This window comes from Erwinia sp. QL-Z3 (genome assembly GCF_004551645.1).
In the GTDB taxonomy this organism is placed as follows: domain Bacteria; phylum Pseudomonadota; class Gammaproteobacteria; order Enterobacterales; family Enterobacteriaceae; genus Erwinia; species Erwinia billingiae.
The window spans coordinates 2,840,643-2,856,259 of the sequence record NZ_CP037950.1 but is presented as its reverse complement, the minus strand read 5'-3'; the positions used below and the strand labels follow the sequence as shown (position 1 = coordinate 2,856,259).

At 54.9% G+C, this 15,617-nt stretch carries 15 protein-coding genes, 3 tRNA genes and 1 other RNA gene; 3 read left to right on the top strand and 16 right to left on the bottom strand.

Translation table 11 applies throughout. The features are described from left to right. The first annotated feature begins 12 nt into the window (after positions 1 to 12). Positions 13 to 3,108: an ATP-binding protein gene (locus tag E2F51_RS13885; RefSeq protein ID WP_371732185.1), complete on the top strand. Its 3,096-nt coding sequence runs from the start codon at positions 13 to 15 to the stop codon at positions 3,106 to 3,108. Continuing rightward, entirely contained in the window at positions 3,089 to 4,018 is a 930-nt protein-coding gene (zitB, locus tag E2F51_RS13880) for a CDF family zinc transporter ZitB (RefSeq protein ID WP_134823726.1), read from the top strand. The genes E2F51_RS13885 and zitB overlap by 20 nt, the downstream gene beginning before the upstream one ends. On the opposite strand, the gene pnuC is transcribed toward zitB, so the two are convergent. From pnuC to E2F51_RS13865, 3 genes are all read right to left on the bottom strand, one after another. Further along, entirely contained in the window at positions 4,015 to 4,734 is a 720-nt protein-coding gene (pnuC, locus tag E2F51_RS13875; protein ID WP_013201341.1) for a nicotinamide riboside transporter PnuC, read from the bottom strand. The two genes, zitB and pnuC, sit on opposite strands and share 4 nt — an antisense overlap. 34 nt (positions 4,735 to 4,768) lie before the next feature. After that, positions 4,769 to 5,812, bottom strand: coding sequence for a quinolinate synthase NadA (gene nadA, locus E2F51_RS13870; protein WP_134823725.1), 1,044 nt, complete (start codon positions 5,810 to 5,812; stop codon positions 4,769 to 4,771). A gap of 155 nt (positions 5,813 to 5,967) precedes the next feature. Further along, entirely contained in the window at positions 5,968 to 6,477 is a 510-nt protein-coding gene (locus E2F51_RS13865) for a methylated-DNA--[protein]-cysteine S-methyltransferase (protein WP_105759470.1), read from the bottom strand. 178 nt (positions 6,478 to 6,655) lie between these two features. On the opposite strand from E2F51_RS13865, the gene E2F51_RS13860 reads away from it, so the two are divergent. Further along, the gene (locus tag E2F51_RS13860; protein WP_134824870.1) at positions 6,656 to 8,116 is read left to right on the top strand and encodes a DNA-3-methyladenine glycosylase 2; all 1,461 of its coding nucleotides are present in this window, start codon (positions 6,656 to 6,658) and stop codon (positions 8,114 to 8,116) included. Between the two features lie 597 nt (positions 8,117 to 8,713). Here E2F51_RS13860 and E2F51_RS13855 read toward each other — a convergent pair. From E2F51_RS13855 to cydX, 13 genes are all read right to left on the bottom strand, one after another. Next, positions 8,714 to 8,789, bottom strand: a tRNA-Lys gene (locus E2F51_RS13855). 60 nt (positions 8,790 to 8,849) lie between these two features. Beyond that, positions 8,850 to 8,925: transfer RNA gene (locus E2F51_RS13850), tRNA-Lys, on the bottom strand. Between the two features lie 42 nt (positions 8,926 to 8,967). Then, positions 8,968 to 9,093: non-coding RNA, RtT sRNA (locus E2F51_RS13845), on the bottom strand. A gap of 13 nt (positions 9,094 to 9,106) precedes the next feature. After that, a tRNA-Lys gene (locus E2F51_RS13840) sits at positions 9,107 to 9,182 on the bottom strand. 164 nt (positions 9,183 to 9,346) lie between these two features. Next, positions 9,347 to 10,165, bottom strand: a complete 819-nt coding sequence (cpoB, locus tag E2F51_RS13835; RefSeq protein WP_134823724.1) for a cell division protein CpoB — start codon at positions 10,163 to 10,165, stop codon at positions 9,347 to 9,349. A 9-nt stretch (positions 10,166 to 10,174) separates the two neighbouring features. Beyond that, positions 10,175 to 10,693 carry a peptidoglycan-associated lipoprotein Pal gene (pal, locus tag E2F51_RS13830; RefSeq protein ID WP_013201336.1) on the bottom strand — a complete coding sequence of 173 codons (519 nt, stop codon included), beginning with the start codon at positions 10,691 to 10,693 and terminating at the stop codon, positions 10,175 to 10,177. A gap of 44 nt (positions 10,694 to 10,737) precedes the next feature. Then, the gene (gene tolB / locus E2F51_RS13825; protein WP_134823723.1) at positions 10,738 to 12,030 is read right to left on the bottom strand and encodes a Tol-Pal system beta propeller repeat protein TolB; all 1,293 of its coding nucleotides are present in this window, start codon (positions 12,028 to 12,030) and stop codon (positions 10,738 to 10,740) included. A 121-nt stretch (positions 12,031 to 12,151) separates the two neighbouring features. After that, positions 12,152 to 13,423 carry a cell envelope integrity protein TolA gene (gene tolA, locus E2F51_RS13820; RefSeq protein WP_134823722.1) on the bottom strand — a complete coding sequence of 424 codons (1,272 nt, stop codon included), beginning with the start codon at positions 13,421 to 13,423 and terminating at the stop codon, positions 12,152 to 12,154. Positions 13,424 to 13,452: 29 nt separating this feature from the next. Further along, positions 13,453 to 13,884 (bottom strand): colicin uptake protein TolR, encoded by a 432-nt coding sequence (tolR, locus tag E2F51_RS13815; RefSeq protein ID WP_013201333.1) that lies wholly within the window; start codon positions 13,882 to 13,884, stop codon positions 13,453 to 13,455. A gap of 14 nt (positions 13,885 to 13,898) precedes the next feature. Then, positions 13,899 to 14,576 carry a Tol-Pal system protein TolQ gene (gene tolQ / locus E2F51_RS13810; RefSeq protein WP_013201332.1) on the bottom strand — a complete coding sequence of 226 codons (678 nt, stop codon included), beginning with the start codon at positions 14,574 to 14,576 and terminating at the stop codon, positions 13,899 to 13,901. Positions 14,577 to 14,581: 5 nt separating this feature from the next. Next, positions 14,582 to 14,986, bottom strand: coding sequence for a tol-pal system-associated acyl-CoA thioesterase (gene ybgC / locus E2F51_RS13805; protein ID WP_013201331.1), 405 nt, complete (start codon positions 14,984 to 14,986; stop codon positions 14,582 to 14,584). 213 nt (positions 14,987 to 15,199) lie between these two features. Then, a complete protein-coding gene (gene ybgE / locus E2F51_RS13800) occupies positions 15,200 to 15,493 on the bottom strand; it encodes a cyd operon protein YbgE (RefSeq protein WP_013201330.1) in 294 nt (97 codons plus the stop codon). Continuing rightward, complete coding sequence (cydX, locus tag E2F51_RS13795; RefSeq protein ID WP_065762065.1) at positions 15,493 to 15,603, bottom strand: cytochrome bd-I oxidase subunit CydX; 111 nt, start codon at positions 15,601 to 15,603, stop codon at positions 15,493 to 15,495. Before cydX ends, ybgE begins: the two co-directional genes overlap by 1 nt. Between the last annotated feature and the right edge of the window lie 14 nt (positions 15,604 to 15,617).

Genomic DNA, 15,617 nt, shown 5'->3' with positions numbered 1-15,617 from the left:
TTGCTGGCTGTTATGCTGTTGCTGTGCCTGCCGGTTGCCGCCGCGTTGCGGCCGATCAGCAGCGTGTTGATGCCGCAGGAGATGATGCCGCTGGATCAGTCGTCGAAGTGGCAGGATAAGCCATTACGCGTGGGCATCCTGCGCGATAACAGCACGCCGTGGAATATGGTGGTTGGCCAGGATCTCTATGGCATCAATGCTGACTATCTGGTGGCGCTGACGCAAACCACCGGTCTGAAGTTTCAGGTTGCGGATTACCCGGACTGGCAGGCCTTGCAGCAGGCTCTGCTAGAAGGCAAGCTGGATATCGCTTTTGGCGTGCCTCAGCAAACGCTGGAAAAGGGAATGAGCGCCACCCAGCCCTGGTTTACCAGCCCCCTGCGCATTTACCGCAGCCGCGAAAATCTGCGGCCGGTGATGTTCAATTCCACCGATGCCCAAATCACCATCAGCAAATCGGCCATTGCGCTGATCGATCCGGCATTTGCCCGCCAGCATCACTGGCAGGTGGTGGATAACGATCTGCAGGCGCTGTATGCCTTGCTGAATAATAAAAGTGATTATGTGGTCGCCGATGAGACCAGCGCCGGTTTTTTGCTCAATCAGCTGCAACAGGGGCAAATTTATCAACTGGCCTCGCCGCTCGATCCGGGTGAACTGCGTCTGCAGGCCATTACCACCCAGCCGGCGTTAACCGAACGGCTGGACATGGCCATCCGCCAGCTCCCGATGGAGGTGATTAACGGCATTCAGGGCCGCTGGAGCAGCCAGTTACCGCGTTATCAGGACACCAATACTGCCCACTTAACCCCGATGGAGCGCAGCTGGATCACGCAACATCCGGTTGTAACCTATGCGGCGATCGGCGATGACTATCCCTGGAGTTACCGGGCGGCCAACGGTCAACCGAGTGGCTACAGCGTCGAGCTGCTGAATATTATCGGTCAGAACACCGGGCTGCGTTTTCAGCCCTGGTGGGTGAGCAATGCGCAACAGGCGCAGGCGCTGGTCGATCAGGGACGGGCGATGATTCAGTTGACGCTGCCCCTGACCGGCGACGATGCGATGCGCAGCAATACGCTGCCAATCTGGCGTGCGCTTTGGGGCGTCTACGTTGGGCAGATGTCGCGCCCGGCGACCGGCTGGCAGCAGCTTCAGGGCCTGAAAGTCGGCATCCGTCGCGGTGATATCGCGCGCGGGCTGATACCCGCAGGCATCACTGTCGTGCCGTTTGAGGACAGCAAAACGCTGTATGACGCGCTGGCTAATGGACAGATCGATGCGCTGGTAGACAATGTCATTTCGGCCCGCTGGCTGATTCAGTCCCGCTATAGCGACGCATTACGCCTGGCCTTTGCCGCCAGCGACACCGCCTGGCCCATCACATTGGGCGTCAGCCCGGCGTTCCCGCTGTTAAGAACCCTGCTCAACACCAGCCTGCAGCAAATCCCCGCCGATACGCAGCAACGGATGAGAGAGACCTGGAGCAACAACAGCTCGGTGCTTTCAGAAGGCGCTGAAAACAGCATGCGGCCGATCTCGTTATTTGTGCTGATCGCCGCGTTATTTGCCATTGTCTTTTTACTGGTGCTGTTGATTCGACGTTATCTGGAACAGCGCCGCGAACGGCTGCAGCGCCGCCAGCTGGAGCTGGAGCGCGAAGAGGCCGAGCGGGCCAATCAGATGAAAAGCCAGTTTCTGGCCACCGTCAGCCACGAGCTGCGCACGCCGATGCAGGCGATTCTGGGCCTGCTGGAAGTGGAAGTGTCCCGCACGCCTGCCAGCAAAAACCTCAACGTGATCCCCAGCAGCGCCTCCACGCTGCTGACCTTGCTGAACGATCTGCAGGATCACGCCAAGCTGGAGAGCAACAGTTTTACTCTGGTGCCGCAGCCGCTCGATCCGGCCAAATGGCTCAGCCGACTGGCAGATTTTTATCACCCGTTGATGCGAAATAACGGGCCGCTGTTCCGCGTCGAAACCCTCCCGCCGTTACCTGCGCTGATCATGATTGATGGGCAACGGCTGCAGCAGATTGCCAATAACCTGATCAGCAATGCGATCAAATTTACCCGCCAGGGTGAGATTCGCGTCACCCTGGCGACGGAAAACGATCGCCTGCGTTTACAGGTGATCGACAGCGGCAGCGGCATTCCGCCAGAGGAGCAGATCAGGCTCTTCGAGCCCTGGTATCAGACGCCATCGGGCCGCCAGCTTTCCGTGCAGGGTAGCGGTCTTGGCCTGTCGATTTGCAAAGAGATCGTCGCCAGGATGGGCGGAGAGATCCTGCTGGCCTCCACGCCGCATCAAGGGACCACGCTGACGGTGTTTCTGCCTTTGCAGATCGTCACCAGCGATGCTGCCATGAATGAACCGGCACCCGTGCGCTCGCCGGGTGGAACGCCAAACGTGCAGCGCGTTGCGGTGGTCGACGATCATCCCACCAATCTGCTGGTGATGCAGCAGCAGCTGGCCTGGTTTGGCATTGAAGCCGACTGCTATCCTGATGGCCGGGCTTTTCTCGCCGCGGGCGGCGTGTATGACCTGCTGTTTATTGACTACAGCATGCCGCATCCGGATGGCGTGACGCTGGCGAAAATCATCCGTCGTGGTGAGCGTCACACCGCCCGACGCTGCCGCATTGTGATGTGTTCGGCCGATGCCGATATCCTGGCCAGCCCACAGGTGGCGGCGCTGACCGATAAGGTGTTGCTGAAACCTGTAACCCTGAACGAAATTGAGCCGCTGCTGACCGCGGGCACCGAGGCCGTTTTTGCCGATCTGCACCAGCGACTGTGGGATCTGGCCGGTCATGACCACGCCTTTTTCAGCAAATTGCAGAAAACGCTGCAGCAGACCCTACGAGAAGACAGCACCAGGCTGGTCACCGCGCTGAAGGAACAAGATTGGGAAAAGGCCGAAAAAGCCGCCCATCGTCTGAAGGGAAGCTGGCAAATGCTAGGCTATGCCGAGGGTGAAAATCGCTGCCAGCACATTATCGGGCAGTGCCGGGCACAGCAACAGCCTGCTACCGAACTGAATTTATTGATATCATTAACAGAAAGTTTACTCACTGAACTGGAATCTTATGGCGCACACCCATTCTGAAGGCACGGGAAACCGTACCCGCCTGCTGGCAGCCTTTCTCGTTACCGCCGTCTTTATGGTGGCTGAAGTGGCCGGCGGCATACTCTCTGGCTCGCTGGCGCTGTTGGCGGATGCCGGGCATATGCTTACCGATGCGGCCGCTCTGCTGATGGCCCTGCTTGCGGTACAGTTTGCCCAACGCAAACCCAATGCTCGCCACACCTTTGGCCTGCTTCGTCTGACCACCCTCGCGGCTTTCGTCAACGCCATCGCGCTGGTGGTGATCACCGTGTTGATCGTCTGGGAAGCGATCGTTCGTTTCCGTCATCCGGAACCCGTGGCGGGCGGTTTTATGCTGACCGTTGCCGTGGCGGGACTGCTGGCGAATCTGCTCTCTTTCTGGCTGTTGCATCGTGGCAGTGAGGAAAAGAACCTCAACGTGCGCGCTGCGGCGCTGCATGTGTTGGGGGATTTGCTGGGTTCCGTCGGCGCCATCGCCGCAGCATTAATCATCATTTATACCGGCTGGACGCCGATTGACCCGATCCTGTCGATTCTGGTTTCGGTGCTGGTGTTACGCAGTGCCTGGGCGCTGATGAAAGAGAGTATTCATGAGTTGCTGGAAGGCGCGCCTCCTTCACTGGATGTCGACAAATTGAAGCGGGCGCTGACGCAAGGCATCCCGGAGATCCGCAATGTGCATCATATTCATTTGTGGCAGGTAGGTGAGAAGCCGGTGATGACGCTGCACGTTCACGTCATCCCGCCTTACGACCACGATGCATTACTGCACCGCATCCACGACTGGCTGCATGACCATTATCAGATTGAACATGCGACGGTGCAGATGGAATATCAGAGTTGTGATGATGGCGACTGTGAACTGAGTTGGGGAAATGGTGGGCATGAGCATGCCCACCATCATCACTAAGACGAAAGCGCGCGTGAACCCTGTTCGCGGGCGCTTTTAATCCACAGCCAGCAACCGTTCAGGGCAATCAGCGTGAGGATGGCATATTCCAGCGACATGGCGTAAACGCCCTGGCGCGCGAAGATCATCACGCTAATCACGTTAATAATCACCCACAGCAGCCAGTTCTCGACGTATTTCCGCGTCATCAGGATCATCGCCACAATCGACAACACCATCAGGCAGGAGTCCCAGAACGGGAACGCATCGGGCTGCAATTCCGGCATGGCGACCGACAGGCCCACGCCCTGCATTACCGTCACCGCAATTTTCGTCAGCCAGGCAAAGACCGGATTGATGTACAGCGTCATCAGGCCAATCGCTACCACGCACACCAGCAGCCAGCCAATGGCTTTCGGCAAGGTCATCCAGCGGATTTGCAGCGCCTGCTGGTTATCCGTGGTTTGCCTGCTCCACGCATACCAGCCGTAGATGTTGGCGACAAAGAAGAACAGCTGCAACAGCAGGCTGGCGTAGAGTTGGATCTGGAAGAAAATAACCGCAAACAGCGTGACGTTAATCAGGCCAAAGGCGTAGTTACTGATTTTCTCAAGACTGGCAAGCCAGATACAAAGCAGGCCCGCCACGGTACCAATGGCTTCAATCCACGAAAGATCGTAACCACCGGTCCCAAGGGGGATGTGAACCAGAATATTATGCGTGCTAAAAAAATCCATATTGGCACCTGTGTCCTCAGCAGAAAAGCAACGATTAGCCTTTTAAACTTGCTGCAAAGGTTAGCATACGGTTCAACGAGATCAACGCGCCTTCACGTAGCGCCGCATCGACATGAATTTCATGCTGGCTGCCGCCATGTTCCAGGCCATCGGCAATCGCCTTCAGGCCATTCATCGCCATCCACGGACAGTTTGCACAGGTGCGGCAGGTTGCGCCCTCGCCCGCTGTTGGCGCTTCCAGCAGTTCTTTGTCCGGGCAAGCCTGCTGCATTTTATAAAAGATGCCGCGATCGGTCGCCACAATCATCTGTGGGTTAGGCAGGGTTTTGGCTGCCTGGATCAGCTGGCTGGTCGAGCCGACCGCATCCGCCAGATCCACAATCGCCTGCGGAGATTCCGGGTGAACCAGCACCGCCGCGTCCGGATAAAGTGCCTTCATGCGTTGCAACGCCTGAGTTTTGAACTCGTCATGGACAATACATGCGCCCTGCCAGCACAGGATATCGGCCCCGGTTTGGCGGGTAACGTACTGGCCAAGGTGACGATCCGGTGCCCAGATGATTTTCTCACCCAGGCTATCAAGATGTTCAATCAGTTCTACGGCAATGCTTGAGGTGACCACCCAGTCAGCGCGAGCCTTGACTGCTGCGGAGGTGTTGGCATACACCACCACGGTGCGGTCGGGATGCTGGTCGCAGAAGCGGTTGAATTCGTCGATCGGGCAGCCGAGATCGAGGGAACATTCCGCCTGAAGGGTTGGCATCAGGATGGTTTTTTCCGGGCTGAGGATCTTGGCCGTCTCGCCCATAAACCGTACGCCCGCCACCAGCAAGGTGCTGGCGGAGTGCTGGCTGCCAAAGCGGGCCATTTCCAGCGAATCGGCGACGCAACCGCCGGTCTCTTCTGCCAGCGCCTGAATTTCAGGATCGGTATAGTAATGGGCAACCATCACGGCGTTGCGTTCTTTAAGTAACCGTTTGATTTTCTCACGGTAAATCTGCTTTTCATCCTGGGTAAGGCGGGCAGGTTTCGGCGGGAAGGGATACACAGCGGTTTCAGGATCGAACATCAGGCTCATATCGCGGCTCTCGTTTCTTTAACTTAACCAAATTAGCGGAAATTGGCCTTTCCGCGCCGACCTGTGGTCGGTTTGTTTTATATGCTAAACACGATAGCCGAAATAGTCGCCGGTGTCGCTCAGTTTTTCGCTGAGATCTCAGGATGTGAGCCCGATCACTTCAGGGTGAATTCTGCCTCGCCCTGCTTCGCCGTTTCAATCTTCAGCAGGAAGGCTTTGACCTCCAGACCACCGGCAAATCCGGTCAGTTTGCCATTCGATCCAATCACGCGATGACAGGGAGCAATAATCGAGATTGGATTTTTACCGTTGGCCGCGCCGACCGCTCTGACCGCCTTCGGGTTACCAATTTCGCGGGCGATATCGGCATAGCTGCGCGTTTCCCCAAACGGAATGGCCACCAGCGCCTGCCAGACTTTTTTCTGAAATTCGGTACCGACAAAATCCAGCGTCATGGTGAAGGTGGTGCGCGTCCCGGCAAAATACTCATTCAGCTGACGCTCGGTTTCCACCAGCACCGGATGCGCCGGATTTTCCTGCATATCCGGTAAGCGCACGCGATTTGGGTTGTCATCCTGCCAGAGGATCGCCGTCAGGCCGAGATCGCTGGCAATCAGCGTCAGGGCGCCCACGGGTGAAGGCATTACTTTGCAGAAATAGCTCATCAGTCTTCTTCCTGTATCACGATGTTTTGCTGAGATTACGTCTATTATCCGTGAGAAGAAACGCTACGCTAGCCGTTTTCGGACATCAGGTTGAAATACGTTAGCTGTCCGAAAACGGCTAGCGAGGGCAACAAATTGCCCTTAACCTGGCATAAAAGCCAGCGAGTCGGGAATGATGATGATTGATAAACAGGTTGCTTACCGGGCACTGACCTCCCGGGATGTGCGTTTTGATGGGGTGTTTTATGTCGGCGTGACGTCTACCGGCATTTATTGCCGGCCTGTCTGTCCGGTTAAGCCGCCGCATGAGGTGAATTGTCTGTTTTTTGACAGTGCTGAAGCGGCAGAAAAGGCCGCCTTTCGCCCTTGCCTGCGCTGTCGTCCGGAACTGGCGCCGGGGAATGCGCCGGTAGACAGCAGTCACCGGATTGCCGATTTGCTGATCCAGCGGATTGAAGAAGGATTGGTTGAGGATATCGACAGTCTGGAAGAGATTGCGGCGCAGTTTTCGCTCAGTTCACGTCAGTTGCGGCGCATTGTGCAAAAAGAGTTGGGCGTTTCGCCGCTTGAGCTCAGGCAGACCCGTCGATTGCTGCTGGCAAAGCAGCTATTGACCGAAACCACGCTGCCGGTCACTGAGGTGGCATATGCCAGTGGATTTGCCAGTTTGCGTCGCTTCAACGAGGTGTTCAGCCGTCAGTATCGAATGCCGCCGAGCCGGTTACGCAAAGAAGCCAGCGAAACGGGGCATTTTATCAGCAGTGAGACCTCGACGCTGTTGTTGAGCTATCGTCCGCCATTCAACTGGACCGCCCTGTTAGCCTTTCTGCGGCTTCGTGCCATTAAAGGCGTGGAGAGTGTGGATAATCAAAGTTATGCGCGTACCGTGCGTCTGGGCGAGCATACCGGATGGGTTCGTGTCACACAGTCTGACAAGAAGCACGGATTACAGGTCGAGTTTACCCATTCGCTGACGCCGGTGTTACCTGCGCTGTTGCGTCGGTTGAAGAATCTTTTTGATCTCGATGCCCATCCCGATCTGATTGCCGCCCATCTTGAGCAGGATCCGCTGTTGCGGGACAGTCTGACGAAAGATGCGGGATTGCGGGTACCTGGCGCGTTTGATGGTTTTGAAATGGTGGTCAGGGCCATTCTCGGTCAGCAGATCACCGTGAAAGCTGCCACCACGATTGGTGGTCGTTTTGCAGAGGCCTTTGGCGAGGCGATCAACACGCCCTTCCCTGAGCTTACTCAGCTGTCACCACAGGCCGCGAGGATAGCAGTGGCGACGTTGGATGAGGTGGCGAGCCTCGGCATCGTCAGCGCGCGTTCACGGACGCTGATAGCCATTGCACAAGCCTACGATCAAGGTGAGCTGAGGTTGGATGCAGGCACCGATCCGGATCGCGCAATCGCATCATTGGTGGCTCAGCCGGGCATAGGAGAGTGGACCGCGCATTATATTGCGATGCGGGCGCTGCGTTGGCCTGACGCATTCCCTGCCGGAGATGTGGTGGTCAGAAAGAATCTGGGTAGCGTAACGGCGAAGGAAGCCGAGCGATTATCTCAAGCCTGGCGCCCGTGGCGAAGTTATGCCGTGATGCATATCTGGAAGAATCTTGCGCCGGGGAAGGGTTGAGGGCTAAAGGGATTCAGGTCAAAACCGGGTTCGGGGGTATGGCGTCAGCATAGAGTGCCTTATCCGAGACGCCGTAAATCCATCCCTGGAGGCTTGGCTGCGGCATCCCTGCCGCAGACACTCGGCTAAGGCACTCTATGCCGCCACCTCATAGAATTGGTGTCGATGGGTAGGTTGGTGGATACACAGGTCAAAGGCTGAGTGAAGTGCGATCGCGTTGATGAGGCTCGGTGGAAGCTCGTTTGAAAGGCAAGCATCGAATAGGGCTTTGACCTGTGTGTCCACAATTAACCATTCGATACTGAAGCTTAGGGGAAGGGAGAGAAGGTTGATAAGCAAAGCATCGGCGACAGGGATGTCGCCGCTGAGCCCCCAGGGATGGGTTCACGGCGACTTTGCGTTCAACCTTCTCTCCCTGACCGGGATACCGGGCCACGCAGGCAACCAGCCCTTCAACCTACATTTTATAAATCGCAGATAGCAAAAAGGCGCCTTTAGGGCGCCTTCTTAACATTGGTGAGTCATGCAGGATGCAGGTTCAAATCCTACACGAATCGCAGATAGCAAAAAGGCGCCTTTAGGGCGCCTTCTTAACACTGGTGGGTCGTGCAGGATTCGAACCTGCGACCAATTGATTAAAAGTCAACTGCTCTACCAACTGAGCTAACGACCCGCTTTCGCGGTAACACTTCACTTCGATGCCTGCTTAAACACTTGCGCTATTAAGGCTTAATGGTGGGTCGTGCAGGATTCGAACCTGCGACCAATTGATTAAAAGTCAACTGCTCTACCAACTGAGCTAACGACCCGCATCGAGCGGTTACTGCTTTGTACTGCATACTGCTTTAAAGTGGTGGGTCGTGCAGGATAACTCGGCTACGCCTCGGCCTCTCGGCCCGTTGCTTATTGCAACGTTGTTTCGCTTCGCTCAACTCGAACCTGCTGCAGGTTCAAATCCTTCACGCTTAACACTTGGTACTACTTTGAAAGTGGTGGGTCGTGCAGGATTCGAACCTGCGACCAATTGATTAAAAGTCAACTGCTCTACCAACTGAGCTAACGACCCACTTTTGCGCTGCCAGAACGTTTTCACATATGTCCCTGCAACGGCGGCATATATTACTGATTTACCGATTCAGCGCAACCACTATTTTCAGATAACTTGTTCAACTGACTACCTTTCGTCCGCAAAGACCAGAAATACGGCAATATCCGGTCAAAGCTGGTCACTTAGAGCGCAGCTGCCCGTTTTGCGGCATTTTTCGATGCATCACTGTTTGGATAAAGTTTGGACACTTGCTGGTAAACGGCTTTGGCTTTCGCCGTGTCGCCCTTCTCCTGCATGATCACACCAACCTTATACAACGCATCAGGACTCTTTGGTGATTTCGGGTAGTTTTTGACCACAGTAGCGAAATAATACGCCGCGTCGTCTTTCTTGCCTTTGTTGTAATTCAACTGTCCCAACCAGTAATTGGCATTGGGCTGATAAGTGGAATCCGGATATTTCTTCACAAAAGCCTGAAATGCACTGATTGCCTGTTCGTTCTGTTTCTTTTCAAGAACCAGCGCGACCGCAGCATTGTAATCAGTGTTGGCATCCCCGCTTTGCACAGGTGCCGCAGAGGCCCCTGACGCTGCGCTGTTGCCGTTTGCGGCATTATCGGCTGCAGCACCACCGGCAGCAGCGGCGGCATCACCAGAAGCACCCTGAGCCTGTGCGTTGGCATTGCCACCGCCATTGCTTAGCGTATCAATCTGCTGGTACATGCTTTTCTGACGCTCGGTCATCTGATTCATTTGGTACTGATTTTCTTGAATCTGACCACGGAGTGAGTCGACATCGCGCTGTGAGTCGGAGAGCTGTTGCTGAAGTTGCTGAAGAAGTTGCGCCTGAGCATTGGAGATACGCTCAAGAGTTGTGACACGGTCTTCGACCGAGCCTGAGCCAACGTTACTGATTGACGCCTGGGCATTAGCGGCCCAGGGGGCCGCTACGCCAACCAGTAACGACAGACCCAACACGTGAAGTCTGAAGTTACTAATCATGTGATTCTCTTAGTATACCAGTACGGCACGACGGTTTTTAGCATACGCTGATTCGTCATGACCCAGTACAGCTGGCTTCTCTTTACCGTAAGAAACGATAGAGATCTGGTCAGCAGAAACACCTTTACCCTGCAGGTACATTTTAACAGCAGTAGCACGACGTTCGCCCAGGGCGATGTTGTACTCTGGTGTACCGCGCTCATCCGCATGACCTTCAACAGTCACTTTGTAAGATGGGTTGCTACGCAGGAAGTTAGCGTGAGCATCCAGCATCTGTGCGAACTCAGACTGGATGTCATACTTGTCCAGGCCGAAGTAAACGATGTTGTTTTTCTGCAGTTCCTGCATCTGCAGGCGAGCCTGCTCATCAGATGACATGTTGCCGCTGTTCATGCCGCTATTAGCGTTAGCGCCATCGCCCATACCGTTGGTCTGGTCGTTGTTATTGTTTTTGTGTGAGCTACAAGCAGCCACTGCGATTACTGGCAGTGCCAGCATTAAGCCTTTCAGCACTTTGTTCAGTTGCATTTCTACAATCCTATTATTGTTAGCCATACATATTTACATATGCATCACAGATACGGCGACCAGGCAGGGAATTTTACCTGTCCATCAGTTGCCGGAAGACGCGCTTTGAAACGCCCATCAGTCGAAACCAACTGCAATACGGATCCCATACCCTGAGTAGAGCTGTAGATTACCATGGTGCCATTTGGTGCGAGGCTTGGCGTTTCATCCAGGAACGTGTCCGTTAATTGTTGAACGGCTCCCGTTTCCAGATCTTGTCTGGCGACGTGTTGAGCACCGCCGTTTGTGCTAATCATCACCAGTGATTTACCATCAGAGCTCACGTCCGCATCCTGATTCTGTCCGCCTTCCCAGGTCAGACGCTGTGCGGTACCGCCACTTGCACTGATTTTATAAATTTGTGGACGACCTGCCTGATCCGAGGTGTAAGCCAGGCTCTGGCTGTCCGGGAACCAGGTGGGTTCAGTACTGTTATAACGACCGTCTGTCAGCTGATTGATCTGGCCTGACGCCAGGTCCATCACGTACAGATTCAGGCTACCGGTCTTGGACAGCGCAAAGGCTAACTTCGTCCCGTCTGGGGAGAAGGCCGGTGCACCGTTGTGACGCGGGAAGGAAGCAACCTGTTTGATCGCGCCGTTCGCCAGAGTCTGCACAACCAGGGCTGATTTACCGCTTTCGAAAGTCACGTAAGCCAGCTTGCTGCCGTCTTTAGACCAGGCCGGAGACATCAGCGGCTGTGGTGAACGGTGCACGGTGTTCTGGTTGTAACCGTCGTAGTCAGAGACGCGCAGTTCATACGGGAACTGACCGCCGTTGGTCTGCACGACATACGCAATACGGGTGCGGAAAGCCCCTTTAATGCCGGTCAGCTTCTCAAAGGCTTCATCACTGGCAGTATGCGCCGCATAACGTAACCACTGTTTGGTCACCTTATACTGGTTCTGAGCCAGAATGGCACCCGGATTGCCCGAGGTATCCACCAGCTGGTAAGAAACCAGGTAGCTGCCGTCGGCGCCAGGCTGAACCTGACCGACAACCACGGCATCGATACCCAGCGCGGTCCAGGCAGCAGGCTGAACTTCAGGTGCTGTGGTTGGCTGCTGAGGCAGACGGGAACGATCTAACGGGTTGAATTTACCACTGTTGCGTAAATCAGCGGCAACGATGCCACCGATATCTTCAGGTGCGGCACCCGGGCCGGCCCATTTGAATGGGACCACGCCAATTGGACGCGCGGTGTTCACACCCTGGGTAATTTCAATGCGAACTTCTGCATGCGCTACAGCGACAAACAGCAGTAAAAAACTCATTGCTACACGAAATGCCTGCTTCATCTTTTCTCCCTTACCTGAACGCAACGTCCACGATAATTAGCAGTGTTCAAACGAACCAATAATGCATCTATAGAGTACGGCAAGTTGACCATAGTTCAACTTGCCGGATGTTACCGAATTCTTATGGCTTGAATTCTAACGTTGCATCTTTAACTGCCTGATAAACTTCCGCACTCGGCGGTTTAGGCATTCTTGCCATGCGGGCAGCATTAATTGCCGCCTGACACAGTGCAGCATCGCCTCCAGCCGCAGTGGCGGAAACTAAGGTGCCATCGGACATGATCTTGATGTGAATATCACACGTCCTGCCTTTGAACGTGTCCGAATCATAGAACTTACTCTGGATAGCCGCCTGAACCTGGCCTATATAACTATCAATTGCAGCCCCTGATGCGCCCGCTTTTTTCTGATTACCCTGCCCTGCGGCAGCGCCACCGGATTTACCCTGCTTCGGCGCGTTCTTGCCAGAGCTGAGTCCTCCCAGTAAATCGTCAACATCGCTGGTGTCTTTGGCGGCATCAGCGGCGGCTTTTTTCTTGGCGTCGGCAGCGGCTTTGGCTTTCGCCGCGGCGTCTGCTTTCGCTTTTGCAGAAGCCTCTGCTTTGGCTTTCGCCTCTTCAGCGGCTTTCTCTTTCGCTTCTGCGGCTTCTTTCGCGGCAGCAGCTTTCGCTTCTTTAGCCTCTTCCGCCGCTTTGGCCTTCGCGTCTGCGGTGGCTTTCGCCTTCGCATCGGCGGCCGCTTTTACCTTGGCGGCTTCAGCGGCAGCTTCTTTGGCTTCAGCGTCAGCCTGCTTTTTGGCTTCGGCTGCCACTTTTTTGGCTTCGGCTTCGGCTTTTTTCTGTGCATCGGCAGCCGCCTGTTTGGCCTCTGCTTCCGCTTTTTTCTGTGCTTCAGCGGCCGATTTAGCCTGAGCATCAGCCTGCGCTTTGGCATCGGACTTCGCTTTAGCGGCGGCCATTTCAGCCTGCTTTTGCTCTTCCTGTGCCTGCTTCGCCGCGTCCTGAGCCTGCTTCTGCTGGGCAGCCTGCGCAGCCGCTTGCTGCTTCGCATCCTGCTGGGCTTGCAGACGCTCTTTTTCCAGCTCTTTCAAACGCTGCTGCTCAGCGGCCTGCTTCTGTTGCAGCTCTTCAGCCTGCTGTTGCGCCTGCTTCTTACGCTGATTGTCAGCCCGCTTACTGTCGCTTTGCTGATTCTGCTGCCGATTATACTGATCAACGATCGCACCAGGATCGACCATGACGGCATCGATATCACCACCGCCACCGCCGCTGCTCGCGTCGATGTGTTCGTCAAAAGAGCTCCAGATCAGTACCGCAATGACAAGCACATGCAGGATGACTGAAAAGATAATCGCTCGTTTTAACTTATCGTTTTGCTCGGTTGCCTTCGACACTCTCGATTCCCAAAAACGGTTCGAATGAATTAAATCGGCTGCGTCATTAATCCGACAGACTTAACGCCTGCCTGATGCAGCAAGTTGAGCGCCTTAATGATCTCGTCGTAAGGCACATCTTTTGCCCCACCGATCAGGAATACCGTCTTCGGATTCGCCTCAATACGGCGCTGAGCTTCAGCGACTACCTGCTCAGGTGGCAGTTGCTCCATCCGATCGTGATCGACCACCAGGCTGTACTGTCCCACGCCCGCCACTTCTACGATCACTGGCGGATTATCGTCACTGGAAACAGTTTTTGAATCTGTCGCATCCGGCAGATCCACTTCCACGCTCTGGGTAATGATCGGTGCGGTTGCCATGAAAATCAGCAGCAGCACCAGCAAAACGTCCAGCAGTGGAACAATGTTGATCTCGGACTTCATCTCACGGCGACCGCCGCGACCACGAGTTCTGGCCATGCTAACCTCAGCTCTTACTTGGTGTTCTCGCTGGAGAACGCCTGACGATGCAGAATAGCCGTGAACTCTTCCATAAAGTTATCGTAATTCTGTTCCAGCTTATTCACGCGCTGATTAAGGCGGTTGTAAGCCATAACGGCGGGGATCGCCGCAAACAGACCGATAGCCGTGGCGATCAGCGCTTCTGCAATACCCGGCGCAACCATCTGCAAGGTGGCCTGCTTCACCGCGCCCAGCGCGATAAAGGCATGCATGATGCCCCAGACGGTACCGAACAGACCGATATAAGGACTGATGGAGCCCACGGTTCCCAGGAAGGGGATGTGGTTTTCCAGCGCTTCCATTTCACGGTTCAGCGAGATGCGCATCGCACGCGTTGCGCCTTCAACCACCGCTTCTGGCGCATGGTTATTGGCACGGTGCAGTCGGGCAAACTCTTTAAAGCCCGAATAGAAAATTTGTTCAGAGCCCCCGAGCTCGTCACGACGGGCCTGGCTTTCCTGATACAGGCGAGACAGTTCGATCCCCGACCAAAACTTGTCTTCGAATGCATCAGCATCACGCCCGGCGGCATTCAGGATGCGCGTGCGTTGAATAATGATTGCCCATGAGGCGATAGAAAAACCAATCAAAATCAACATGATAAGTTTGACCAGAAGGCTCGCCTTCAGGAACAAATCAAGAATGTTCATGTCAGTCACTGCTTGAACTCCGCGACAATAGACTTGGGAAGCGCAATGGGCTTCATTAGATGTGGATTGATGCAGGCGATCAGCACTTCCGCTTCGTTCAGCGTCCGTCCTTCTGCATTCACAATACGTTGTGCGAAAGTCATGGTCGTTCTGGTCATACTTACCACTTCACACTGCACCTCGAGAAGATCGTCAAGGCGGGCAGCCGCAAGGTAATCGACCGTAATCCGACGCACGACAAACGCGACCTGCTGTTCCAGCAAAGCCTGTTGGTTGAAATGGTGCTGGCGCAACATCTCAGTTCGTGCCCGTTCATAAAACGCGACATAGCTGGCATGGTAAACCACACCACCGGCATCGGTGTCTTCGTAGTAGACACGAACCGGCCATCGAAACAGCGTTGTACTCACTCTACATCCCGGTAATGCTTTAAACGCTGCTACTATACGCAAGAGCATACGCCTTTGGAATGGGTTGCCAGAGGGGAAAGAAAATAATTATTGTTTGGAAACAAGCCGGAGGAAATACGGACAAATCCTGGACGTTTCTTGACGTAATCTGAGGAAAAAGGCGGTTTTGGCGGTCAGGGAAGGCAGGCGAAGTGAGACTTCGCCTGAGTAAGCTTAGGAAAAGAAGAAGGCCAGGCCAAAAATAAGTACGATCCAGGCAGGAAGAGGCGAGAAAAATGCCTGCCAGCGCAGTCGACGAGGCCGAAAACCAACCCCATGGATCACCCCGGTGCACACCGCCCACATCATTAATAATCCCTGCCAGATTTCCAGTGAGCTGCTGTTCGCCGCGAACCGTTTGGGATCCCAGAACATACAGCCTGCCAGCAGCAAGGCCATCAGCAATGAAAGAGCCCGTAACGGGCTCTTATCCATCCACTGATAGAGGCGTGTTATCCCCTGCCCCATCAGCGTTTCTCTTTCACTTCACTGTCTTCGATATGCTCAATTGCCAGCGCTGTAATAATGCCGAACGCGCAGGCCAGCAAGGTGCCGAGGATCCAGGCAAAATACCACATTGTTCAGCTCCTCA

What these genes read in the sequence shown, in the direction of transcription:
- E2F51_RS13885 (WP_371732185.1), top strand. Translation starts at nt 13, where the DNA reads ATGCTGTTGCTGTGCCTGCCGGTTGCCGCCGCGTTGCGGCCGATCAGC.
- zitB (WP_134823726.1), top strand. Translation starts at nt 3,089, where the DNA reads ATGGCGCACACCCATTCTGAAGGCACGGGAAACCGTACCCGCCTGCTG.
- pnuC (WP_013201341.1), bottom strand. Translation starts at nt 4,734, where the DNA reads ATGGATTTTTTTAGCACGCATAATATTCTGGTTCACATCCCCCTTGGG.
- nadA (WP_134823725.1), bottom strand. Translation starts at nt 5,812, where the DNA reads ATGAGCCTGATGTTCGATCCTGAAACCGCTGTGTATCCCTTCCCGCCG.
- E2F51_RS13865 (WP_105759470.1), bottom strand. Translation starts at nt 6,477, where the DNA reads ATGAGCTATTTCTGCAAAGTAATGCCTTCACCCGTGGGCGCCCTGACG.
- E2F51_RS13860 (WP_134824870.1), top strand. Translation starts at nt 6,656, where the DNA reads ATGATTGATAAACAGGTTGCTTACCGGGCACTGACCTCCCGGGATGTG.
- cpoB (WP_134823724.1), bottom strand. Translation starts at nt 10,165, where the DNA reads ATGATTAGTAACTTCAGACTTCACGTGTTGGGTCTGTCGTTACTGGTT.
- pal (WP_013201336.1), bottom strand. Translation starts at nt 10,693, where the DNA reads ATGCAACTGAACAAAGTGCTGAAAGGCTTAATGCTGGCACTGCCAGTA.
- tolB (WP_134823723.1), bottom strand. Translation starts at nt 12,030, where the DNA reads ATGAAGCAGGCATTTCGTGTAGCAATGAGTTTTTTACTGCTGTTTGTC.
- tolR (WP_013201333.1), bottom strand. Translation starts at nt 13,884, where the DNA reads ATGGCCAGAACTCGTGGTCGCGGCGGTCGCCGTGAGATGAAGTCCGAG.
- tolQ (WP_013201332.1), bottom strand. Translation starts at nt 14,576, where the DNA reads ATGAACATTCTTGATTTGTTCCTGAAGGCGAGCCTTCTGGTCAAACTT.
- ybgE (WP_013201330.1), bottom strand. Translation starts at nt 15,493, where the DNA reads ATGGGGCAGGGGATAACACGCCTCTATCAGTGGATGGATAAGAGCCCG.
- cydX (WP_065762065.1), bottom strand. Translation starts at nt 15,603, where the DNA reads ATGTGGTATTTTGCCTGGATCCTCGGCACCTTGCTGGCCTGCGCGTTC.